Source organism: Capnocytophaga felis, assembly GCF_009684755.1.
Taxonomy (GTDB): domain Bacteria; phylum Bacteroidota; class Bacteroidia; order Flavobacteriales; family Flavobacteriaceae; genus Capnocytophaga; species Capnocytophaga felis.
Map to the genome: position 1 here is coordinate 151,496 of NZ_BLBC01000007.1, position 22,316 is coordinate 173,811.

The window sequence follows — 22,316 nt, forward strand, 5'->3', positions numbered from 1 at the left end:
AAATGACCATCAAAAAAATCTACGCCTGTTGGGTATATGTGAGCGATTTGGTAGTTTCCAAAGCATTCTTTCAGAAATTAGGATTTGTACTGAAATTTCAGGAGGAAGATTGGGTGGAATTCGATTTGGGAGCGACTTCTTTTGCTATTCTCAAACGTCCTGCCGATAAAGGAAAGGTCAAACCGCAAAAAACAAGGGTTATGTTTGAAGTGGACGATATGGAAAACCTTTACGAAACCCTGAAAAGCCAAAATGTTCGCTTTGTTGGCACTATCCGATATGAAACTTACGGAAAACTACTTACCTTTGAAGACCCTGATGGCAATTGGTTTGAGTTTTTTGAAGATAAAAAGTAGAAATATCAATCAATTCAACTAAAAACAATTATCAAAATTAAAAACTTCTCTTATTAAAAACAGCTTTTATCACAAAGTTTTCACAAAAAAAAATATACATTAATTATTTTTCATACCTTTGTCGCAGATTTTAAATTATCAAAAGCAAATAAAACTCATATTTATTGTTGTTTGAATTAAAATCTTAATAAATTAGAAATAACTTAAAAAATTAACAAAATGAAAAAAAGTCTATTTTTATTATTATGCCTTATTTTAGGAATTGTATCGTGTTCGAAAGATAAAGAAGAACCAAAACCTATTGAACTGACACCAACAATTGTTCTTTCTGAAAATTCTCCTGTGAAATTAGTGGAGGGGCAATCCAAAGAAATTCAAGTTAGTGGAGAAAATTTGAAAGCGTTTACAGTAACTTCGTCAAATGCAGAGGTTGTAACTGTTAGTGCCAAAGAGAAGATGTTTGTCCTTGAAGCAAAATTAGCAGGAACAGCCACCATTACCGTTACTTCAAAAAATGTTTCAAAAGACCTTATTGTGGAAGTTTCGCCTAAAAATGTTTTAGTGCAACGTATTGAATTCAATGAACAAAATAAATTTCCTGTTGGAAGAAATGCCACATTGAATTTCACTATATTTCCGGAAAATGCAACCAACAAAAAATTAAAATGGGAGTCGAATAATCCCAACGTGGTAAGGGTAGATGAAAACGGAGGCATATTTGTGTTAAATAAACCGGGGCAACAAGCAACCATAAAAGCATCAGCCACAGACGGAAGTAATGTTTCCGCAGAAATAACAATTATAGCCTTTAACATTGTCAATGAACTGAATATTCGTATAGGAGAGGAAAAAGCTATGGCAGTAGGTAGCGAATTTGTCTTACAATATGATGCTTATGGTATTAATCGTAATGTACCTCCAACTGATAGCTCTGTTTCGTGGAAATCTGATGCTCCGGAAGTGGTATCAGTTGATGCAAATGGAAGAATAACTTGTCATAAAGAAGGACGTGCACAAATTACGGCTACTGCTAATGACGGTTTTGGAGCACAGGCACAGATTCTTATCAAATCGATTGTTCCTATTAACAAAATAAAGATTAATGGTCAGAGTAATAATGGAGCAATCTCTTTGAAAAAAGGTACAAGTCTTCCTCTTGTAATTACTACTTTTGAAGAAGATAAATTAGTAGAGACAATAAACGGAGGAAAATCCCAAAGCCAATATGTTACGATTCATTTTTCAAAAAGAACAGAGAGTACTACTTATCTGGCACAGATAAGTCGAGAGGGACTGCTACAAGCAAATTACAAAACAGGTACTTTTATCCTCAGAGTCAGTTATGAAAATAGTTTAATTTCAAATGAATCAGTTGATTGTGAAGTAACTGTAACAATAACGGAGTAAAGAGATAAAAAAAGAATAAAAGAAACTATAAAAACCCTTTGGAAGTTTTTCTGAAGGGTTTTTGTTTTTGATGAAATAAGTAAATTTCCATAAAATACATTCGTAATTCTTCAATGAATATAAAAAATCCTCCCTAAAAATTAGGAAAATAAATCCTAAATATCTAATTTTGACTGCAAAAGAAAGTAACAAGTTACGGGAGACAAGTATAAAGTGTAAAGGATAAAAGAGAAAGTAACAAAATCCAAATAGTAAGTTAGAAATAATCAAAAGTGATAATAAAATACACAAAAGTAAGTTCGCAAAACAGGAAAGTCAGTGTAAAAAACAGACGAGTCAGTACGGAAAACACAAAAGTAAGTGTAAAAAACACGCAAGTTAGTACGGAATGACCTCTTCTTTTAGTAGAAAATCAAAAAGTTAGTACGGAAAATAGAAAAGTGACTTGATAAAATAAAAATCCTTGATGAAAAAATAAAAATATAATCGTTTAACTATAAAAAATATAAAATTATGGCTTCTAAAATCTGTTTTACAAACGAAGAAATGCTTCAAAATGCTAAAGTCCTTTTTGAAACATTGGAAAATAATAGCAAAATTGCCGAGAAATTGGACGATTATGGCTATTCTGAATCGGAAATTGCTAAGGGAAAAGCATTATACGAAAAGGCTCAAGCTAAATATGGCTCTAACAAGAAAGAAACTGAAGAAGAACGTGTTGCGTATCTGAATTTCAAACAAAAACTGGATGAAATTTCTAAATCCTATCGCGAACATCGCAACAAAGCAAAGCTCATTTTCAAAACTAATGAGGAAGCAAAGGTAAGATTATCCTTAAAGGGAAGTCCTTCAAAGTCTATAGTCGCACTTTTGGAAGAAATGATCTTGTTTTATAAGAATTTAGCCGAGCAAGAAACCCTACGTACTCCATTAGAAAGGGTAAAAATCACCCAACAGATAATCACCGAAAAGCAATCGGAAATCGCACAAACTAAAGATTTGTACGCCATTCATTCTCAGGAAAAAAATGAAAGCGAACAAGCTACTAAAGACAAAAACAAAGCCTTTGAAGCTCTCGACAAATGGACGCGTGAGCTTTACAGCTATGCGAAATACGCCCTTGCCGATGAGCCTCAGTTTTTACAAATATTTGGCAAAACAGTACGATAACATTCAGTTGATTTTGTTAGAGTTTTTTTGTCAGACTGAGCGAAGTCGAAGTCTGTAACTAATAAGGCTTCGACTTCGCTCAGCCTGACACTCAAAAAAAATTAAAATACTATGGAAAACAATTTACTGAAAATTTACGAATATTTTGATAATAATGACATCAGTAGGGAAAACTTTTACAGCAAATACGGTTCGTGGTTAGGCGATGTCAATTGTATGTGTTTTCCCTTCTGTTCAGCTCCTGATGATATTCCGCAAGACTATGATTATCAGGAGGAAATCAAACTTACTAATCGGATTTTTGCTATTTTCGGATTTGGTGAGCTAAATGATGAAGATATTGAAGATATCAAGCGTGGCTGCGGATATGTATTGATGCATTACTTGTTTAAAGTCCGCAGAAACATCGGATTGGCAAAAACTTACTACGTCTCGTTTTCAATGATGAAAGCAGGAGACGATTTCGTTTTTATTCACTGCAATGATGTGGATTTAGAGATGACTTATCGGGAAATGATACTAAACAGTCACTCTTTTGAGTACGAGACAGCCGACGAAACCGAAAAATATCACTTTGATGAGCTACTGAAATTCACAGAGGAAGTCTGTAAAGCGATTAAAATCAAAACGGAGCAAAACAAAGGAGTTTTTGAAAAGGACAATACGGCTGATGAAGCGACTTTTGATGCATTAATTTCCTTATTGAATCACGATAACTATCTGTCAGACAATGAAATTTCCGATTTAAAAACCGATTGGAAGAATATTAACGAAAATCGGAAGGTTTTTGCCGAAAAGTTAATCGATGAAGGCATTTGGTTTGAGGAAGATTTGGAATATCTTGATGATTATGAAAAAGATTATCTGTTATATTGGGCATTTACAGAAAAATTTCACGTATTTAAAGACGATTGGAAGTTTGACACGAAGGAATTAAGCCGATTTATTTCGGAAAAGATAGGTCAGCCGTTCAAAGTTACCTTTAAGGAAGTGGGCAACGATTGGGGGCTTGTGCAGGAAAAGTTGGAAAATCGGTCGGATTACACCCTGCTTGATATCGCCAGCGGAAATGACGATTGCAACTTCATTGTGGTTAAAAAGAAAGATAAAGAAATTATCTATGCCTTAGCCAATGAGTTGAATGTCCCGATTGTGTGAGAAAAAAATAAGAAACAGCACTTTTAAAATACATCGTTAAATAAAAGAAAAAAGCCAAAAAAGAAATAAAATATAATCAAAAACAGGTTAAAAGATGAAAGAAATGCAAAAATTAATGCAATGCTTTATCTTATTTGCATCGGCGTTAAGCATTATGAGTTGTTCGGAAGAAAAACCGGTTACATTCAGTACGTATAGCAAAGAATATACTTTTAAATTGAGCAATCGATTTGAAAAAAACAAAAAGTTTGACGACCTTGATTTTTTTGACAACGGAAAATATCGAATTCAAATCGAAACGAATGCAAAGACTGATGTAGGTGTGCGAAAAATTTTTGAAGAATGCAGAACGAATCCTGAAAAAACGTATCGAAATAGTTCCTTTATGACGTTTCATCACACTGAATTTCCTGCTGAAAACGAAGAAGGATACCCAACGATGGCTTTTTATGGAGGCGGAAAGGATAAAAGCAGCATATTGCCCGTATATTACGAAGGGTATTTCTTTATGATGGAAACGCCTTATCATTTTGTACGAATTACGCTAAAACATACCGCCCGAACCAGCAATGCAATGGATAAAAATGAAGCCATTAACTATCTGATACCTATGATTAAGACTTTCCGTGAAGCAACTTATCGCTAAAAAGGAAACGATATTGATTAAATACGTAGGAAAAATGAAATTTTTATTCAGAATACTTCCCTTTATTTCAAAAATTATAGCTTGCTTGTACATTATGTACATTTTCTTTATTGAAAAAGGCTTGCGAAGACATAGTCCCATCAATTTTGAGACGCTAATGATGCTCGGCATACTGATGTGGCTCGTAACGATTATTTCTGAAGCTTGGAAAGATATCAAAACGCAATGGCATAAGCGAAAATAATCCCCTGAAGGAGAGCAAGAAGCTATATTTTTCCGTATCAGAATAAGAAAAACATATTTTGTTTTTACGAGATGAGTCAAACAAATAAAAATAAAATTTTATTAAACATCAGATTGAGGTTTTCAGTCATTTGAGTATATTTTTATAAAAAAAGACAGAATAAAAAAGTATGAAATCAATGACTTCGATGCGTATTGCCAATGTGTATGTGGTGGATACCGATGAATTTAGCAAAAGAGAGAAAGTGTTTTGTGATAAAATGTATTCGGTGATTTATTTTGCCGATTTCTTTTGTAAGAATGGCATTTCAAAAGTGATTCGTCCGCTGAATTTATATCTGACGGATGATAAATTACAAAACGGGCAACGGTTTCAATACGGCGTAAGGCTTTGGGTAGATGTGGAAAAACTCAAAAATACGCCTGATGAGCTTTTTCCGAAGGAAGCCATTTTGCAAGTAAAACAAAGTTTGATAGATATTGCTCCAATGCACGATTGGACGAAAGAAAACATCGAACTTAATTTTGAAAAAGTACTGATAACGAACTTGCAAGGCGAATGGGCAGTAACCAAAAACATCACACATAATGATGTTAAGTTTCAATTATTAATGCGTTACGATGGTAATAAAATAATTACCAATTCATCGGATTATATGCAGTTTATAATGAAAATAAAATTGCCCAAACAAAAGGCGACATTAGTTCCCGTATCTTTAAAGGATAAGATTGCATCGGGTATTCTCGTGCCGTCAATGGTGCGTTCGTTTTCATTTCAAAATAATATTTTGATTTTAAAAATTACCGATACACAAATTAAAAAATGGAAAGTTGATTTTGATAAAATTATTACATTAACACCTATTTAAAATTATAAAGAGATAAGAAATTATGATAAAATCAATCACAATTGATAATTTACAAACCTATTCAGATGCGTATAAAGCAGAAATTTTTCTGCACGAAAAAAAAGTACTATTGATTTTTGAACCGGACGGCTCAGCTATTGAAGAAACTTTGAAATTTGCAAACAAATTAATTCCGAATTTAGAGGAATTTGATGATAAGGCTAAAAAATATCTTTCAAAAGAATGTCTGGGAATTTATAATACTGAAATTAGAAAGAAAGATGAAGCTAAGATAGACAAGAATACATTTGAAATTCAGTTGGTTTTAGATGAAATATCGTTTGTAGGAGATGATTTCGTTTTATTCTTTTATAAAGGAATTGCGGAAGATTTCACTTGGGTTGCTTCTTCCTCCGATGGAGAAAACTTTGATGAATATGACATTCTTACGTAATAAAATGAGGATTTCTAAGAAGACTAAACATTTATTATCTTATTCGTTTGGGTATTTCAATATCAAAAGTATGAACAAGATATCTATGTCATTGAGAAAAAGATTGGATTTTGATAATGAAAAATTAAACAGCAAAGTAAAAAATATATGGAAAAGGACAACTATAGACTTGTAAAAATCTGTAAATGCGGTCATAAAGAGGAATTTCCATTGACTAAATTAGAAGCAGCTTTCGGGCTTTTTGGTAATAAGTATTGGAAAATGCCTTGTCCTAAATGTGGTGGTACAAAATCTGATTCTGTAAGTTATAATACCCCTGAAATAGATGTAGAATTGTTTAAAATTTGGAGTGAAAATGAAGATTATGAGTTTTCGGAACAAGATGAGGATTTGATTCTTGCTAAAATGGCAAATTTATCTCTTTTGCTTGAAGCCTTAGACGATGAGCAATTTCCTAAATCCAAAAAAATTGTTGTAGTCAATGCTTTATGTACATTATTATTTGATAATTTAAAGCTTTCAGGTGAAAAATATACTGAGGAAGAAAAACAACGAATGCAAAAGAACAAAGCTATTGTCTTACCAGAACTACAAAAACGCAAAGAGAAAATTTTGGAGCATCAAAGTACCATTTGGGATTATATTTGGAAGAAAATAGCCCCTTATTTGAGTTGAAAATCATAGCATCATAAAAAACTAAAGTAGAAATTGTAAATATTTTAAGATGAAATTCAGATAATTAACGTTTATATGATGAATTTACCTAATTAAAATATCTAAAAAAATAAAGCATATTATGGCAAAGAAAAGAGCAACACTACCCAACGATATTTATAAGATATTGGAAGAAAACGATTTTGAAGCATTTCAAAAAGTGTTTGAAAAATGTGATATCAACGCTTATGAACGGGATTATATCAAAAAACCGGCACTTTGTTTTTACGGCATTCCAACCGAATGGATACAATGGCTCGTAGCAAATGGAGCAAACATCGAAGCGGCTGATTCTTACGGAAGAACGGCTTTGTGGTATCATTCTTCCGTGAATAATGTGGAAAGAGTATGTACCTTATTGACATTAGGAGCAAATATTCACACTTCCGACACGTATAAAAATGGAGTTTTGCACGCTGCGGAAGGGAGATTTGAAGTTACACAACTTTTGGTGGAGCAAGGAGCGAATATTTCTGCTAAAAATGACAGAGGTTTGACGCCTTTACAGGAAATGTTACATCGATGTCAGAATGCAAGTATTCCGAGCGTGGCAAAAAGTGCCGCTTTATTGCTCAAATCGGGTGAAAAAATTACCAAATTTACCAAAGAACAAGTCGTTCGCATTGGTGAAAATTTTGAGTTTCATCGTGAACGCATTAATCCTGAGTTTTTGGAAGAAACTGAAAACGGATTGCAACAGCTTTATGCCTTGTTTAAGGTAGAGCCTGTGGCAAAACGCATTCAGCACGACGGAATTTCGCCGATAATTGTCCCCGATGATGATTTTCAAAAGCAATTTGAATACCTTTGGGACTTTTTGGTGCCGGGTTCGGGTTGTGCGAAAACCATTCAAGGCGAAGTTGTTCGTATTTCAGGGAAAATCCGCGATGAAATACTGCGGAATGGAAGCGGTAATTGGGATAAACATTTCAAAAAGATGCTTTCGGCAATGATGGTTTATTTCCAAAAAGGAAATCCGCTACAAGACGAGCAAATGCAAAAAGCCAACGAGCTAAAAACACTTCTTTATGAAGGCGATGACGACGGAGAAAACTCATTTGAATTAGCAAAATTGGCTGTTTTGTGGGTAACGCAAAACCCGAATCCTATAACTTTGGAAAAAGTGGAGTATAAAAGGTAAGTGAGGAGAAAAAATAAAAGTTTGAATGTTTGTACCGGTAGCAAGAGAACATTTTAAGAATAAAAAAGAATGGAAAAACTAACACATCATTATAATAAGGATATCAATTGCGTGGAGGTATTACCGGAATATTTGTCCAAAGGTATCAAAATGGCAAAAAATTATCATTGCGGATTGCGAATTACTGCGGATTTTGCAGGGCTTTTTGGTCAGTTTGAAGCAACCGGTGAAAAGGTCATTTTAGATTTTTCTCCTCTGAAGAATTATCCTGATTTACCGGAACTTATCATTGAAGATAATTTCAAAATAGATAAGGTTGTTGGGGTAGAAGTGCTATACACGTTACAAAAATTAACCATTCTGAATGTAAAAAAAGTGAGTAAAAAGCTGCAAATCGATGTTTCGCAGATTCCTAACTTGGTCGATTTGCGTTTTGATTTCTCTCCCTGTATTTTGGGGTTTGGCAAGGCTATAAATCTTAATCGTTTACATATTTGGTCGTACAATAAGGAAGATTTAACAGAATTAAAGGATTTAATTCATCTAACGGATTTATTATTAGTGTATCCTTCAATTCAAAGGCTGTCAGGGATTGAAAATATGACTCGTTTAGAGAAGTTTGAGATTACATACGCCCGAAAATTGGAAGATATTTCAGCATTGAAAGAATTACAAAAGAAACATATAATCAATCATTTGGCTTTACCTCAAAAGTTTTGGTAAAACAAAAATAGAAAAACTATGGAGGATTTATTTTTACTTGAAGACAATGACGATTTTACCATTGCGTTATACGAAATTCTCGCAGAAAAATGCAATCATAATCCTAATTTACTAAATTCTGTACAGAAAAAAATATTTTTGTGTATATTGTTAGAAAATTTTGGGCAGGCAGATGGTATTTTGGGATTTTTACAAGAGGAATATTCTGAATATAACGACGAAGTCATTGAAGCATTGCGAGAGATAGGAGCTGTAAAATCAGCGGAGATTATAACTAAGGCAGTTAAATTACTTCCTGCCGATGGTTCTTGGTTTTTTGACACTTCCGATGAATATTCGGAAAAGTTGATGGCTGAACTTGACAGCGAATTTTCATACTATCCCGATGGTTTTATGAGCGATTTGTATCGTAAGTATGCGGAAAAACATAGAGAAGAATTATGTTGTATGGAAAAGGTAAACACATAAGCGGCATTTAATCGAAAAACAACAAATTCATATTATGGAAATACAAATAATCTGGCAAAAAATACGTGAGGAACTTGAAAAAATGAATTCGAAAGTAGGAAAAAGTTTCAATCCACCTGCCGAAGAAGAGAAAATACATCAGTTAGAAGCAATTATAGAACAAAAATTGCCTGAGGATTTTAAAAATTATCTTCGTACGTTTAACGGACAAAATCATCAATGGTATGAAACGCTTTTTGTTGGCTATAATGCATTACTTTCTGTTGATGAAATTATTTCGGATTATGAAATGGCATTTGAGGATGAGGAAGTTATCGATTGGTTAACTCCAAATAAAATTCAGCCCAGCATTTGGAACAAGGGGTGGATACCTTTTGCTAATTTCAACGGCACACAACGGATTTTCATCGACTTAAATCCTGCTTGCAATGGCGTTTATGGGCAAATTGTACAACTTTGGTCAGGCATTGATATGGAAAGCGATGAAGTGGTAGTGGCAGATTCCTTTTATGAGTTTTCTCAAAAAGTATTACAATCCTTAAAAGAGAAAAGTTACGAGCTTGAAGATGATGTAATTAACATAGAATGGTTGGTGTAAAAGTTTCACATCTCTTTAATAGAGAAATAAATTAAAGAATAGAAAAAAACAGCTGGTAATTATGAGTTTTGGAGGACATATATTAGATATGATAAAAAGGACGAATGCAAACAATGCTCTGCGTAAAAAACATCGTTCCAAAAAAGACAAAATGACTAATGGCTTATGCAAATTAGAAAATGATTCTCCTCTGATTGATAAATCGAAATTCATTTCCAAAGAAGAATTGGAAAAAATAAAGTCAGATATAAGGCATAAGCTAAGAAAAGAACGCCAAAAAGAAGCTATTTTAATCGGTTGTATCTTTATATTATTCCTTTTACTTTTATATATTGTTCTTTATCTCTTTTTTAAAAACTAATTTATTTAACAGTGTAAAAAATTGGGAGGTGATGTAAAAAGTATAAAAAGTATGATGCCTTAAAAAAGAAGTGTTTTTGTCAGGCTGAGCGTAGTCGAAGCCTTATCATTACAAGGCTTCGACTACGCTCAGCCTGACAATCAGAACCACCACCATACTTTTTATAACACGACCAAAAATTGGTTAGAAATAAAACAAACAAAAATAGCTAATTTTAATTAACACAAAAACCACGAAAAAACATTTATCTTTGTTCGCCTAAAAAGCAATAATTTGTATTTTTTAAAGAAGAAATCATCTTAATTACAGCATTATAACACGATAAAAACAAAAAAAATCAGTATATGACACTACAAAAACTAATAGAACAAATACGAAAAAAGAAATCGCTTTTATGTGTAGGACTCGATACGGATTTGACAAAAGTTCCTGCCCATTTGTTACAAACTGAAGACCCTATTTTTGAGTTCAACAAAGCCATTATTGACGCAACGCATCCTTATACGGTGGCTTATAAACCCAATACGGCGTTCTATGAGGCTTATGGCGTGAAAGGTTGGCAATCGCTGGCGAAAACCATTGCGTATATCAATGAAAATCACCCTGATATATTCACCATTGCCGATGCGAAACGCGGTGATATCGGTAATACGTCGGCAATGTACGCTCAGGCTTTCTTTAATGATTTACAGTTTGATAGCGTTACGGTGGCTCCGTATATGGGAAAGGATTCGGTAGAGCCTTTTTTGGCTTTTGAAGATAAAATTACTATACTTTTGGCACTAACTTCCAATGCGGGAGCTTTTGATTTTCAAACGCAAATAGTAAACGATGAAGAACTTTACAAAAAAGTATTGCAAACTTCCTTAATGTGGAAAAATAGCCAAAACCTGATGTATGTAGTGGGGGCTACCAAAGCCGAATATCTGAAAGAAATCCGTAAAATCGTTCCGAACCACTTTTTGTTGGTTCCGGGTGTGGGGGCTCAAGGCGGTAGCTTGGACGAGGTTTGTAAGTACGGACTCAATACAGACAATGGCTTGCTGATAAACTCTTCTCGAGGAATTATTTACGCTTCCAACGGTGTCGATTTTGCCGAAAAAGCCCGCGAGGAAGCCCAAAAATTACAACAACAAATGGAAAAATGGGTGCAGTAAATGAGCTTTTCAAGTAATCTTTAATGTACGTTATTTTTATCATAAAGTTTTATTAAAACAAATTTTGGTAATTTCTTTTTCATACTTTTGCCCCGACTTTGTCAATAGAGAAAAATTATCGCTTCTTTTTTGCGAAATTAAAAAAGGTTAAACGAAATAATTAAAAATATATTATACAATGAAAAAGAATGTACTATGGATACTCTGCGGCTTGTTTTTAGCTTTTGTATCGTGTTCAACAAAGGAAGAAGATATGCCTATCGTTGCGGAAAAAACTCCCGTGATTAATCTATCTGAAACTTCACCGCTTAAATTGGCAGAAGGCGAGAGTAAAGAAGTTATTATCAGCGGAGAGCATATTGACAAGTTTGAGGTTAAATCATCAAATGTGAATGTTGCTTCGATAAATGTTGATGCCAAAGCCAAGAAGTTTGTCATTGAAGCCAAAACTTCGGGAACTGCAACTATTACAGTGAGTTCAGGAGGGAAAACCACCGAATTGGAGGTACAAGTTTCTAAGATACCTGTCGAGAGAATTGAAATTGAAGCTCAACATAATTTTCAACCCGGAAATCAAAGGCTTACTGCAAATGTTTATCCTGAAAATGCTTCTAATAAAACATTAGTCTGGGAATCAAGTGACACTCAAATCGTGCGTATTGTAAATCCACAAACAGGAGAAATTTATATTAATCCACGTTACGGTGCTTCGGCTACACTTACCATCAAAGCTACCGATGGCAGTGGTGTAAGTACCAAACACCTTATCAATGTTGTTAAATTAGTACAGAACATTACTATTTTAGCGATAACACAACTTGGGGTAGGAGCTAACCACAATTTACAGGCAACAATAGAGCCACACGATGCTACTAACACCACCTTAAATTGGGAATCAAGCAATCCCGATGTGGTTTCAGTGGATGGTCAGGGTAAAGTTACAGCTTTAAAAGAAGGAAGAGCTACCATCACTGCACAAGCCACTGATGGCTCATTTGTATCACAATCTATTGAAATAAAAGTGGTTTTGGGTATCAATAAAGTTACTATAGACCAAGCCCAAGACAAAACTATGCAAATTAAAAAAGGAAAACATCCTCTAAGTGTTTCTATTTGGCATAATAATGAAAAAAAGGAACAAGGGATTATGGATAAATCAAAAAGCGGATTCGGTAGTGTAAGTTGGCAAATTGTCAGCAATAACAGTGATAAAGCGGCTGTTTTCGGTTGGAAAGACGGTGAAAAACATATTTTGGACGCTATTAAAACCGGAACAGTTACCATTAAAGCTGTATATTATGATTCATTAACTGGAGAACATATTGATAGCGATGTAATTACAGTGAATATAGAAAATTAACTTTTAAATAAATGTTAAGCAGAACCGTATGATAAACATATCATACGGTTCTGCTTTTTTACATATTATTCGCTATAAGTTGTTTTACTGTAAATCTACATTGAAGATGTAAGAGAAGAAACTTAATATTTGGTATCCAGCTTAATATATTCTAAAAATTCTTTGCGAACTTCTGGATTTTTGAATTTTCCTCCAAATTCGGCAGTTACGGTGCTACTTTCAATATCCTTAATTCCTCTCGAATTAACGCATAAGTGTTTAGCATCAATCACACAAGCCACATCTTCCGTTCCCAAAGCTCGTTGCATTTCTTGAACAATTTGTAAAGTCAAACGTTCTTGTACTTGTGGACGTTTTGCGTAATATTCAACAATGCGATTCATTTTTGAGAGTCCGATAACTTTTCCATTGGAAATATATCCCACGTGAGCTCTTCCCACGATAGGCAAAAGATGATGCTCACAAGTGGAGTAAACCACGATATTTTTTTCAACCAGCATCTCTCCGTATTGGTAGTTGTTATCAAAGGTAGAAGCCGACGGACGACGTTCAGGGTGCAATCCTCCAAAAATTTCTTTAACGAACATTTTGGCAACTCGTTTTGGAGTTCCTCTTAAGCTGTCGTCGGTTAGGTCTAAGCCCAAAGTGTGCATAATCTGCCTTATGTTTTCTTCAATTATACTTATTTTCTCAGCATCAGTTTTGTCAAAGGCATCGGCACGTAAGGGCGTTTTTGCAGAAGTACACACGTGGTTATCCCCAAATGCATCTTCTTCTGAAATATGTTTATCTGTCATTTCTTTTAATAATTAATTCTTAAAAAATTCGTTTTACAAAGTCTGCAAAGATACTCTTTTAATTTGGAAAAAACCTTATTATGGTCTTTCCTTTTTATTCTCTTCCAGATAATGTACTGATTTTATTTACGATAAGAGCCACAGCTCCATCTCCGGTTACGTTACAAGCCGTTCCAAAACTATCCATTGCAATGTAAAGAGCAATCATAAGAGCCTGTTGCTGAGCATCAAATCCTAACATTGATTGCAGAATTCCAAGGGCAGCCATTATCGCTCCTCCGGGAACGCCCGGTGCGGCAACCATCATTATTCCGAGCATAAAAATCAGTCTTGAAAAAGATTCAAAGTCAACAATTTGTCCGCTCATTAGCATCAAAGCCATCGCACAAGCCGTGATTTTCATTGTACTTCCCGAAAGATGAATTGTAGCACAAAGAGGAACCACAAAACCAGCAATACGCTCAGGAACGCCCATTTTGATAACCTGCCTTAAAGTAACAGGAATTGTTGCGGCTGAGGATTGTGTTCCGAGAGCCGTAGCATAAGCAGGCATCATCTTAAGAAGTGACCTCATTGGGCTTTTTCCAGAGATTAATCCGGCTAAAATAAATTGCAAAATAAGCAGAGCAATGTGCATTACGAAAATAATTCCGATTATTTTGAAAAAAACACTTATTACCGAAACTACCTTTCCTCCGTAAGCAATCTCAGAGAAAATACTCATAATGTAAAAAGGCAAAAGCGGAATGATAACCTTTCCAATGACAAGAGTGATGATATCTCTAAAATCTTTTAACACTTCTCCCAAAGTTGAATTACTTTTCAGGGATAAACTAACTCCAATCATAAAAGCAAGTACCAAGGCACTCATAACATCAAGAATTGGGGGAATATTAATGGTAAAAAAGGCTTCTAAAGAACGTTCAGCTGCTTGAGCAGAGGTTACTGATGCTTGTTCGCCAATTATGGCAGGAAATAATGCACTTCCTACAAAGTAAGTGGAAAAACCAGAAAAAATAGTGAATGAATACGCAATTACAATAGTTACAAACAGTAGTTTTCCTGCATTTTTGCCAAGTTCGGCAATGGCGGGCATTACAAGTCCCATAATAATTAACGGAATTGAAAAACCGAGAAAACTCCCAAAAAGTTTATTGAAAGTTACAAAAGTACGGTTCAGCCAAAGAGGAGCGTAAAGTCCTACAACAATCCCGACTAAAATAGACAAGAAAATCCTGAATAGTAAATTGTTAAAAAGATTCATAACAAGGTGTTTTTTTTATATTTATATGTTTTTTCTTGTAAATATTACCATCGGATTATGGCACTTGCCCACGTAAATCCGCTACCGAAAGCAGCCAAAACTACCAAATCACCATCTTTAATTTTTCCTAATTGATGAGCTTCTGTTAATGCAATAGGAATGGAAGCAGCTGTGGTATTTCCGTATTTCATAATGTTGTTATAAACTTGGTTATCTGCTAATCCGAATTTTTGTTGAATGAATTGTGAAATACGCAAATTTGCTTGATGCGGAATTAACATATCAATATCTTTTTGAGTTAGTCCGTTGGCATTGAGTCCTTCTTGAATAACTTCAGAGAAGCGAACAACAGCATTTTTGAAAACGTGTTGCCCATTCATATAAGGAAAATAGCTTACGTCATCAGGATTATTTTCAGTTACAATGTCTGTAACCCAGCGTTTTCCGATTCCGGGAGCGATAAGAGCCAATTCTTCTGCGTGAAGTCCTTCGCTATGCAAATGAGTGGATAAAATTCCTTTTTCAGGATTTGTTTCCCGTGATACGATGGCAGCACCCGCTCCGTCTCCAAAGATAACAGAAACGTTACGCCCTCGTGTGGAAAAATCCAGCCCTGGAGAGTGTGTTTCGGAGCCGATAATTAAAATATTTTTATACATTCCTGTTTTGATGTATTGGTCAGCTATGGAAAGTGCATAAACAAACCCCGAACATTGATTCCGGATATCCAAGGCTCCCACAGTTTTTAATCCTAATTCCTTTTGAACCAACACTCCGCAACCGGGAAAGTAGTAATCAGGACTTAAGGTGGCGAAAATGATAAAATCAATATCATTTTTGTCAATTCCTGCATTTTCAATGGCTCTCATACTTGCCTTGACTCCCATACTGGTTGTAGTGTCTTTTCCTTTGATGATATGTCTGCGTTCTTGAATTCCTGTACGTTCTTGAATCCAAGCATCACTTGTGTCCATTAATTTTGATAAATCATCATTAGTTACAATATTGTCAGGGACATAAAACCCCAATCCTTTGATTTTTGAACGGTAAGTCATAATTTGATTATAATTTTTTACCAAAAGTATGGTTAAAAATTTTAATATCCAAAAAAGAAATATGAAATCCTTTCGTTAATCAAAAAAATAGTAGGATATTTGCAAACAAGTAGTACAGGGATTACATTTTACAATTTTGAAAAAGATGAGAAAAATAGTACAAAGCATATTTTACGTTGTAGGAATTGCTTTCATAGCGGGATTCCTTATCAATGCTGTTGCGGTAACAAATGAGGAAAATAATATTTTTGAGTCAGATACTCTTGAAGAAGTAAAATCTGATAAGTATAACGTTTATGCTATTGATTTACCTTCGGAGATGGATTTTGCGGGAGAGAGAGTCCCGCTGGAAATTCCTGATGTTTATGAGCGTTTGGACAGGGAGTTTTTAGTCAACACCTATTGGCAATCCAACGGTTTGCTGTTAATTAAGCGTTCCAATAAATATTTTCCTGTTATTGAGCCTATTTTGAAACGTAATGGCATTCCTGATGATTTCAAGTATTTGGCATTGATTGAAAGCGGATTACTTGATGTGGTTTCTCCTTCGGGGGCAAGTGGTTTTTGGCAATTTATGAAGCCTGCAGCCATAGAATACGGTTTGGAGGTGAGTAGCACTGTTGATGAGCGTTATCATTTGGAAAAAGCCACGCAAGCTGCTTGTGATTATCTGAAAAAAGCCAAGGAAAGTACAGGTAGTTGGACAATGGCAGCTGCAGCCTATAATGCGGGAATGGCAGGAATGACTCGCCAAATTGCGGCACAGCAAACCTCTGACTACTATGATTTATGGCTTAATTCCGAAACTTCGCGTTATGTTTTCCGAATTTTGGCAGTAAAAGAAATTATGAAGAACCCCAAACGTTATGGATTTAATTTTGAGAAGAGACATCTTTATAACGAAATGCCAACCTTTAATGTTAAAGTGGATACAAACATAACGGATTTGGTGAATTTTGCTAAGAAACACAACATTACTTACAAAGAATTGAAAATTCACAATTCTTGGCTTCGCGACCGAAAATTGGAAAATAAAAACGGAAAAACATATTATATCAAAATTCCTAAAAAATAAAGGTTATTTAAAATTAAAGTCCGTTTTTTATAAAAAACGGACTTTCTTTTATGTGTGATTTATTTTCCTCGGTTAGGACTAAAAATCAGATTTTCAATTCCTTCTTTGCCGTCTGGTGTTACAAAAGCAAAATTAAAATGCCATTTTACAAGCCGAATTTCCGGTGTAGAAAAATTTCCGACAGGTAACTTTAATAGTATTTTATTCCAACCTTTTTGCAACGTTACAGCAATGGGGCTTCGCACTTCAAAATTTTCGTTGGTAAGCGGAATTTCGTTCGATTTTTCTTTATGAGAAGAAGCCCATTTGGGAGGAAGAATTTCACTGCCGTTAATCCAAATTTTACTTTCTTTATAATCCCATTTTCCTTGCGGAGGAGGTAAATCTTTTTCGGAGCGGCTATAATTTTGAGTTGTAGCCCACAGTCCAACAGGTTGTTTCTTAGGAGAATAGACATAAGTGTAGGCGTAAGCGGTGTGATTTGGTTTTGGATTTTCATAAAAACTTTTCACAATATTCCCCCAAACGTGACGTAAATAAACGCCCGCCCCGATGGCTGTTTTTGTGAGATATTTTTTCCCATTATAAAAATAGCTTTTGGCAAAATTTTCTTTCTCCGGAGGGAAGACTTTTGATAAATTTCCTTCGTTGGGGAAAGCATCGGTAATTTGCCATTTTATATGTGTTTGTTTTACATAAGCAAATGGTAAATTGCTGAAATTATGTTTTTTATGCCAAAGTATTCGACGTTCAAAATCCTGAAAAGCAATAAAATTCTCATCTTTTTCAGAAAAAAGATTCGTTCCTTTTACGTCAAAATATTCTGTTCCGCCACCAAGCCAAGAACGCTCTGCCAAAGCCAACATTGACGGATAGAAATTATTTTGAATGATGATTTCCTTTTCGTTGGGAATGAATCGGTCGTGCCAAACCGCAATAATGGCTCCTGCGTGGTTGTCATCGCCTTTTTCCACATTTAAAATCCTGCTGTTGTACAAGGCTATCAAATCCGCAAACGCATCAAAATGATTGATGTAATGCAAACGACAATCAATGGCGGGAATGCCTTTTTGTACCTTCCCTCGATAGCTCCATAATTGCGTCATATCAATTTCACCAAGTTTGTAATTCCAGCCGGGATTCCACGAAATTACTTTTTTCCCGTTTTCCCGAATGAAACGCACCATTTCGGGAACAAAATCAGGATTTGTAAATTCTACCTCATCTGTCCCGATGTGAAAGTATGGAACGTCAAAGTAAGGCATCATTTCGGTTATTAATTCTTTCAAAATCAGCATTCCTCTTTCGGTTTGCATATCACATTTGAAAGCCTTTTGGAAAGCCAAGCTATGCCCCGGCATATCAATTTCGGGTATCAGAAGTACGTTGTGTTGCTTGCAGAAATCGACAAGTTCCTTAGCTTCTTCCAAAGTGTAGAATTTGGCGTGCATTCGTTCGTAGCTTGAGCTATCATTCAAAAGCGGGTAACGTTTGCTTTCTAATCTCCATCCTTGATTTTCAGTTAAATGCCAATGAAAAACATTGATTTTATATTGCGAAAGTATTTTTATTTCTTGCTTTAATTCTTCCAACGAAATAAACGTACGCCCCACATCTTGCATAAATCCGCGAATACGAAACGAAGGATAGTCCACAATGGAACAGCCCTCAAAATACGATTTTTCCCCTTTGGAGGATTTAAGTTGACGAAGCGTTTGCATTGCCCAATAAACGCCTTTTTCGGTTATGGCTTCGATTTGTATTTTTTGGTTGGAAACGATTAATTTGTACGCCTCTTCTTTATTTAGTTCTACTTGTGGAATATCGCTAACTAATTTTATTTCAATAGATTGTTTAGCTGAAGATGAAATTTCTCCGCCCATTTCCGAGATGAATTTTTGCCATTGTTCTTGCAAAACGGGAGTTTCCAAGCGTATTTTTCCGATGCGAAATATTTCCCCATTGGGCTGAATTTGTTGCGGTTTGGGCAATAAATTGTCAATTCCTGCATACGAAATTGAATTGAAAATCAGTATAATATAAAACAAATATTTTTTCATAATCAGAAAATTAGACAAGCAAAGATAAATGTATTTTTCATTAAAACGATTGTTTTTTTGTTTTAATTCATATTTTTCAAAATTTGTCAAATTGTTTGAAAACCTGTACTTTTGCATAGCGAATCTTACAGAGAAAGTTGAAGATGACAAACTTTGATTGTGAAATAATGAGCCGATGTATTGATTTGGCAACTAATGGTTTAGGTTCCACTTATCCCAATCCGATGGTGGGCAGTGTCATCGTTTGTGAGAATAAAATTATTGGAGAAGGTTGGCATAGGAAATCAGGTGAACCACACGCCGAAGTGAATGCGATTAATTCAGTGGAAAACAAAGAATTACTTTCCAAAAGTACAATTTACGTAAGTTTGGAGCCTTGTAGCCATTTCGGGAAAACACCTCCGTGTAGTGATTTGATTATCAGGCATAAAATCCCGAAAGTAGTTATTGGAACAACAGACCCTTTCGCTAAAGTGTGTGGAAATGGAATCAAAAAACTGAAAGAGGCTGGTTGTGAGGTTATTGTAGGTGCTTTAGAAAAAGAGAGCCAGGAATTGAACAAACGATTCTTTACATTCCATCAAAAAAAGCGACCTTACATTTTTCTCAAATGGGCAGAAACCCGTGACGGATTTATGGCTCCCAAAATTAGAAATAAAATCGCTCCTCAGTGGATAACTAATTTATATTCAAGGCAATATGTTCATAAAATGCGAAGTCAAGAGCAGGCTATTTTGGTAGGTACAAATACGGTTTTGCACGATAATCCAAAATTGAATACAAGAGACTGGTTTGGAGAAAATCGGTTGCGTGTGGCTGTTGATAAAGATTTGAAAATACCACGAACTTTTTCTGTTTGGAATGACGAACAACCAACGTTATTTCTTTCGGAAAATATTGATAATAAGTTGTTTAAAAATACTTCTTTTGAGAGAATTGATTTTTCAGAAAGCCTGCCTCAACAAGTTTGTGATTTATTGTTTGAGAAAAATATTCAAAGCTTAATTGTTGAAGGAGGAAGAGCCATTTTACAGCAATTTATAGAAGCGAATTTGTGGGATGAAGCATTTGTGTTTGTTGGAAATGTTTCTTTTGAGAGTGGACTGAAATCTCCTGATTTTCAACGGAAAACATTGCAAGAAGTTAAAGATTTTGAGGAAGATAAATTGTTTATTTATAGAAATTTATAAAATAAACAATAGCAGATTTTTATGGAAGATACTTTTAAAACGATAGAAGAGCCAGTTAAAGAAGTTATATTCAAGGAAAAAAGTAGCAAGTTTTTGGGATATGCTTTTCCTGTAAAGACGGAGGAGGAAATAAAGCGGCATCTTGAAGCGGTAAAAAAAGAACATTATTCGGCTCGGCATTGGTGTTACGCTTGGCAATTGGGATACGGAAATTCACAACATTATCGAGCTAATGACGATGGCGAACCCAACAACTCGGCAGGGATTCCTATTTACGGGCAAATACAATCCTTTGAACTTACGGATATTTTGGTGATAGTGGTGCGTTATTTTGGTGGAATAAAATTGGGTGTTGGCGGATTGGTACAAGCCTACAAAGCATCGGCACAACTAACATTGCAAGAAGCTAAAATTGTTGAGAAAATCATAACACAAACACTTGCCATTTCATTTGATTATAAGGATATGAATAGAGTTATGCGTGTAATCAAAGAACGTAACTTGCAGGTTGTTAGTCAAAAACTGGAAATGAATTGTACTCTTTTCATTGAAGTCCGCAATAGCGAGGCAGAGCAAATTCGGGCTGTTTTTGAGGCTATGTACGGTATTTCGCTACTTAAAAATGAGAGGTGATTTTTTCAAATCCAAATCATCAAAAACACCGATACCGAAGAGGGCAAAATCGTATTTTGCTGGGTCATTTGGGTCGAACTTTCGCAGGTGATTATCCAATTCCGTTAAGGCTTTTACATCATTTTGAGGGCGGGTTATGAGTCCTAAACTACGGGCTACGTTTCCTGAGTGCACATCTAACGGGCACGACAGCATTGATGGGGAGATTTGTTGCCAAATCCCGAAATCAACTCCCGAAATATCCTTGCGAACCATCCAACGCAAAAACATATTAAAACGCTTAGCAACTGAACCTTTGCGAGGGTCGGGTAGATGTTTTAGACTTCTTTCGTATTTTAAATCGTTGAAAAATAGTGTTTTGAAGTTTGAAATTCCTAATTGTAAATCGTTGTTTTCAATGCTGTTTGCAAAAGCATTTTCCAATCCATTATGATAAGTGTAGATGTTTTTTAGACTTGAAATAAATTGTTCTAAATCTTGACCGTTAAAAGTGCGGTGAACAAAATTTTGTAATCGTTCCAAGTCATTTTCAGTATGTGACATCACAAAATCATAAGGTGAGTTTCCAAACAAATTCATTAATTTCAATCCGTTAGAAATGATTGTTTTGCGTTGTCCCCAAGCGATTACAGATATCAGAAAACCTGCAATTTCGATGTCTTCCTTTGCAGAAAAATTTTTAGGGATTTGAATGGGGTCAGTTTCAATAAATTCAGGTCGATTGTATTGTATTACTTTTTCGTCAAGAAAAGATTTTAATTCGTTGAAATTCATATAAATTTTCCGTCAAGCATCGTTAATTTTCGGTCTGCCATATTGGCAAGTTCCTCATTGTGAGTTACAATCACAAAAGTTTGATTAAATGTTTTTCGCAAATCAAAAAAGAGTTGATGCAGATTTTCAGCACTTTCCGAATCCAAATTCCCGCTGGGTTCATCGGCAAAAACCACCGAAGGATGATTCATCAACGCCCGAGCCACCGAAACGCGTTGCTGTTCTCCGCCCGATAACGCACTGGGTTTGTGGTCAAATCTGTTTGATAAATTTAGAAAATCCAGCAACTCTTTGGCTCGTTTTTCGGCTTCCTTTTTGGGAGTTCCTTTTATAAAAGCCGGAATGCAAATGTTTTCCAAAGCCGTAAATTCAGGCAATAATTGGTGAAACTGAAAAATAAACCCGATATGCTCATTTCGGAATTTTGACAAGGCTTTCGATGATAAGTTTTTCACATCTATATCGTTGATAAACAAAGAAGTATCCTTGTCGTTGTTTGCGGAATCCAATGTTCCTAAAATATGGAGTAAGGTTGTTTTTCCAGCTCCCGAAGCTCCCACAATTGAAACGATTTCTCCTTTATTTACCTCAATATCAACACCTTTAAGGACTTCTAAATCTCCGTAGGTTTTGTGTATGTTTTTGGCTTTTATCATAATAAAAA

25 protein-coding genes are annotated in these 22,316 nt (G+C 35.0%); 19 read left to right on the forward strand and 6 right to left on the reverse strand.

Annotated features, from left to right (window positions below; translation table 11 throughout):
• The first annotated feature begins 2 nt into the window (after window positions 1-2).
• The 16 genes from GN105_RS06545 (at window position 3) to GN105_RS06620 (ending at window position 12,804) form a co-directional block, all read left to right on the forward strand.
• On the forward strand, window positions 3-356 hold the full coding sequence (locus GN105_RS06545) for a VOC family protein (RefSeq protein WP_155284604.1): 354 nt from the start codon (window positions 3-5) through the stop codon (window positions 354-356).
• A 219-nt stretch (window positions 357-575) separates the two neighbouring features.
• On the forward strand, window positions 576-1,763 hold the full coding sequence (locus GN105_RS06550) for an Ig-like domain-containing protein (protein ID WP_155284605.1): 1,188 nt from the start codon (window positions 576-578) through the stop codon (window positions 1,761-1,763).
• Between the two features lie 513 nt (window positions 1,764-2,276).
• Window positions 2,277-2,933 (forward strand): PQLLE family protein, encoded by a 657-nt coding sequence (locus tag GN105_RS06555; RefSeq protein ID WP_155284606.1) that lies wholly within the window; start codon window positions 2,277-2,279, stop codon window positions 2,931-2,933.
• Between the two features lie 111 nt (window positions 2,934-3,044).
• Window positions 3,045-4,091 (forward strand): hypothetical protein, encoded by a 1,047-nt coding sequence (locus GN105_RS06560; RefSeq protein WP_155284607.1) that lies wholly within the window; start codon window positions 3,045-3,047, stop codon window positions 4,089-4,091.
• Window positions 4,092-4,185: 94 nt separating this feature from the next.
• Window positions 4,186-4,737 carry a hypothetical protein gene (locus GN105_RS06565; RefSeq protein ID WP_227977409.1) on the forward strand — a complete coding sequence of 184 codons (552 nt, stop codon included), beginning with the start codon at window positions 4,186-4,188 and terminating at the stop codon, window positions 4,735-4,737.
• Window positions 4,738-4,771: 34 nt separating this feature from the next.
• Window positions 4,772-4,981, forward strand: coding sequence for a hypothetical protein (locus GN105_RS06570; RefSeq protein ID WP_155284608.1), 210 nt, complete (start codon window positions 4,772-4,774; stop codon window positions 4,979-4,981).
• A gap of 169 nt (window positions 4,982-5,150) precedes the next feature.
• The gene (locus GN105_RS06575; RefSeq protein ID WP_155284609.1) at window positions 5,151-5,849 is read left to right on the forward strand and encodes a hypothetical protein; all 699 of its coding nucleotides are present in this window, start codon (window positions 5,151-5,153) and stop codon (window positions 5,847-5,849) included.
• A gap of 22 nt (window positions 5,850-5,871) precedes the next feature.
• Window positions 5,872-6,282, forward strand: a complete 411-nt coding sequence (locus GN105_RS06580) for a DUF2262 domain-containing protein (RefSeq protein WP_155284610.1) — start codon at window positions 5,872-5,874, stop codon at window positions 6,280-6,282.
• A 147-nt stretch (window positions 6,283-6,429) separates the two neighbouring features.
• Entirely contained in the window at window positions 6,430-6,957 is a 528-nt protein-coding gene (locus GN105_RS06585) for a hypothetical protein (protein ID WP_155284611.1), read from the forward strand.
• 121 nt (window positions 6,958-7,078) lie between these two features.
• Window positions 7,079-8,137 (forward strand): ankyrin repeat domain-containing protein, encoded by a 1,059-nt coding sequence (locus GN105_RS06590; RefSeq protein ID WP_155284612.1) that lies wholly within the window; start codon window positions 7,079-7,081, stop codon window positions 8,135-8,137.
• Between the two features lie 69 nt (window positions 8,138-8,206).
• On the forward strand, window positions 8,207-8,860 hold the full coding sequence (locus GN105_RS06595) for a hypothetical protein (RefSeq protein ID WP_155284613.1): 654 nt from the start codon (window positions 8,207-8,209) through the stop codon (window positions 8,858-8,860).
• An 18-nt stretch (window positions 8,861-8,878) separates the two neighbouring features.
• A complete protein-coding gene (locus tag GN105_RS06600) occupies window positions 8,879-9,328 on the forward strand; it encodes a DMP19 family protein (protein WP_155284614.1) in 450 nt (149 codons plus the stop codon).
• 34 nt (window positions 9,329-9,362) lie between these two features.
• Entirely contained in the window at window positions 9,363-9,926 is a 564-nt protein-coding gene (locus GN105_RS06605; RefSeq protein WP_155284615.1) for an SMI1/KNR4 family protein, read from the forward strand.
• 61 nt (window positions 9,927-9,987) lie between these two features.
• The gene (locus GN105_RS06610; protein WP_155284616.1) at window positions 9,988-10,287 is read left to right on the forward strand and encodes a hypothetical protein; all 300 of its coding nucleotides are present in this window, start codon (window positions 9,988-9,990) and stop codon (window positions 10,285-10,287) included.
• A gap of 344 nt (window positions 10,288-10,631) precedes the next feature.
• A complete protein-coding gene (pyrF, locus tag GN105_RS06615) occupies window positions 10,632-11,444 on the forward strand; it encodes an orotidine-5'-phosphate decarboxylase (RefSeq protein ID WP_155284617.1) in 813 nt (270 codons plus the stop codon).
• A 178-nt stretch (window positions 11,445-11,622) separates the two neighbouring features.
• Window positions 11,623-12,804 (forward strand): Ig-like domain-containing protein, encoded by a 1,182-nt coding sequence (locus GN105_RS06620; protein ID WP_155284618.1) that lies wholly within the window; start codon window positions 11,623-11,625, stop codon window positions 12,802-12,804.
• 122 nt (window positions 12,805-12,926) lie between these two features.
• On the opposite strand, the gene folE is transcribed toward GN105_RS06620, so the two are convergent.
• The 3 genes from folE to GN105_RS06635 all read right to left on the reverse strand — a co-directional run bounded on the left by folE (window position 12,927) and on the right by GN105_RS06635 (window position 15,920).
• A complete protein-coding gene (folE, locus tag GN105_RS06625; protein ID WP_155284619.1) occupies window positions 12,927-13,601 on the reverse strand; it encodes a GTP cyclohydrolase I FolE in 675 nt (224 codons plus the stop codon).
• A gap of 94 nt (window positions 13,602-13,695) precedes the next feature.
• Entirely contained in the window at window positions 13,696-14,865 is a 1,170-nt protein-coding gene (locus GN105_RS06630) for a dicarboxylate/amino acid:cation symporter (RefSeq protein ID WP_155284620.1), read from the reverse strand.
• A gap of 44 nt (window positions 14,866-14,909) precedes the next feature.
• Window positions 14,910-15,920, reverse strand: coding sequence for a 3-oxoacyl-ACP synthase III family protein (locus GN105_RS06635; protein WP_155284621.1), 1,011 nt, complete (start codon window positions 15,918-15,920; stop codon window positions 14,910-14,912).
• 145 nt (window positions 15,921-16,065) lie between these two features.
• On the opposite strand from GN105_RS06635, the gene GN105_RS06640 reads away from it, so the two are divergent.
• Window positions 16,066-16,995 carry a lytic transglycosylase domain-containing protein gene (locus GN105_RS06640; RefSeq protein ID WP_155284622.1) on the forward strand — a complete coding sequence of 310 codons (930 nt, stop codon included), beginning with the start codon at window positions 16,066-16,068 and terminating at the stop codon, window positions 16,993-16,995.
• A 59-nt stretch (window positions 16,996-17,054) separates the two neighbouring features.
• On the opposite strand, the gene GN105_RS06645 is transcribed toward GN105_RS06640, so the two are convergent.
• A complete protein-coding gene (locus GN105_RS06645; RefSeq protein ID WP_155284623.1) occupies window positions 17,055-19,055 on the reverse strand; it encodes a family 20 glycosylhydrolase in 2,001 nt (666 codons plus the stop codon).
• Between the two features lie 143 nt (window positions 19,056-19,198).
• Here GN105_RS06645 and ribD point away from each other — a divergent pair, with 143 nt between their 5' ends.
• Window positions 19,199-20,245 (forward strand): bifunctional diaminohydroxyphosphoribosylaminopyrimidine deaminase/5-amino-6-(5-phosphoribosylamino)uracil reductase RibD, encoded by a 1,047-nt coding sequence (ribD, locus tag GN105_RS06650; protein ID WP_173014976.1) that lies wholly within the window; start codon window positions 19,199-19,201, stop codon window positions 20,243-20,245.
• Between the two features lie 21 nt (window positions 20,246-20,266).
• A complete protein-coding gene (locus GN105_RS06655) occupies window positions 20,267-20,878 on the forward strand; it encodes an IMPACT family protein (RefSeq protein WP_155284624.1) in 612 nt (203 codons plus the stop codon).
• Here the strand turns inward: GN105_RS06655 and GN105_RS06660 are convergent.
• Both GN105_RS06660 and GN105_RS06665 read right to left on the reverse strand, forming a co-directional pair.
• A complete protein-coding gene (locus tag GN105_RS06660; RefSeq protein ID WP_155284625.1) occupies window positions 20,858-21,652 on the reverse strand; it encodes a TIGR02757 family protein in 795 nt (264 codons plus the stop codon). The genes GN105_RS06655 and GN105_RS06660 overlap by 21 nt on opposite strands.
• Window positions 21,649-22,308: an ABC transporter ATP-binding protein gene (locus GN105_RS06665; RefSeq protein WP_155284626.1), complete on the reverse strand. Its 660-nt coding sequence runs from the start codon at window positions 22,306-22,308 to the stop codon at window positions 21,649-21,651. The genes GN105_RS06660 and GN105_RS06665 overlap by 4 nt, the downstream gene beginning before the upstream one ends.
• Between the last annotated feature and the right edge of the window lie 8 nt (window positions 22,309-22,316).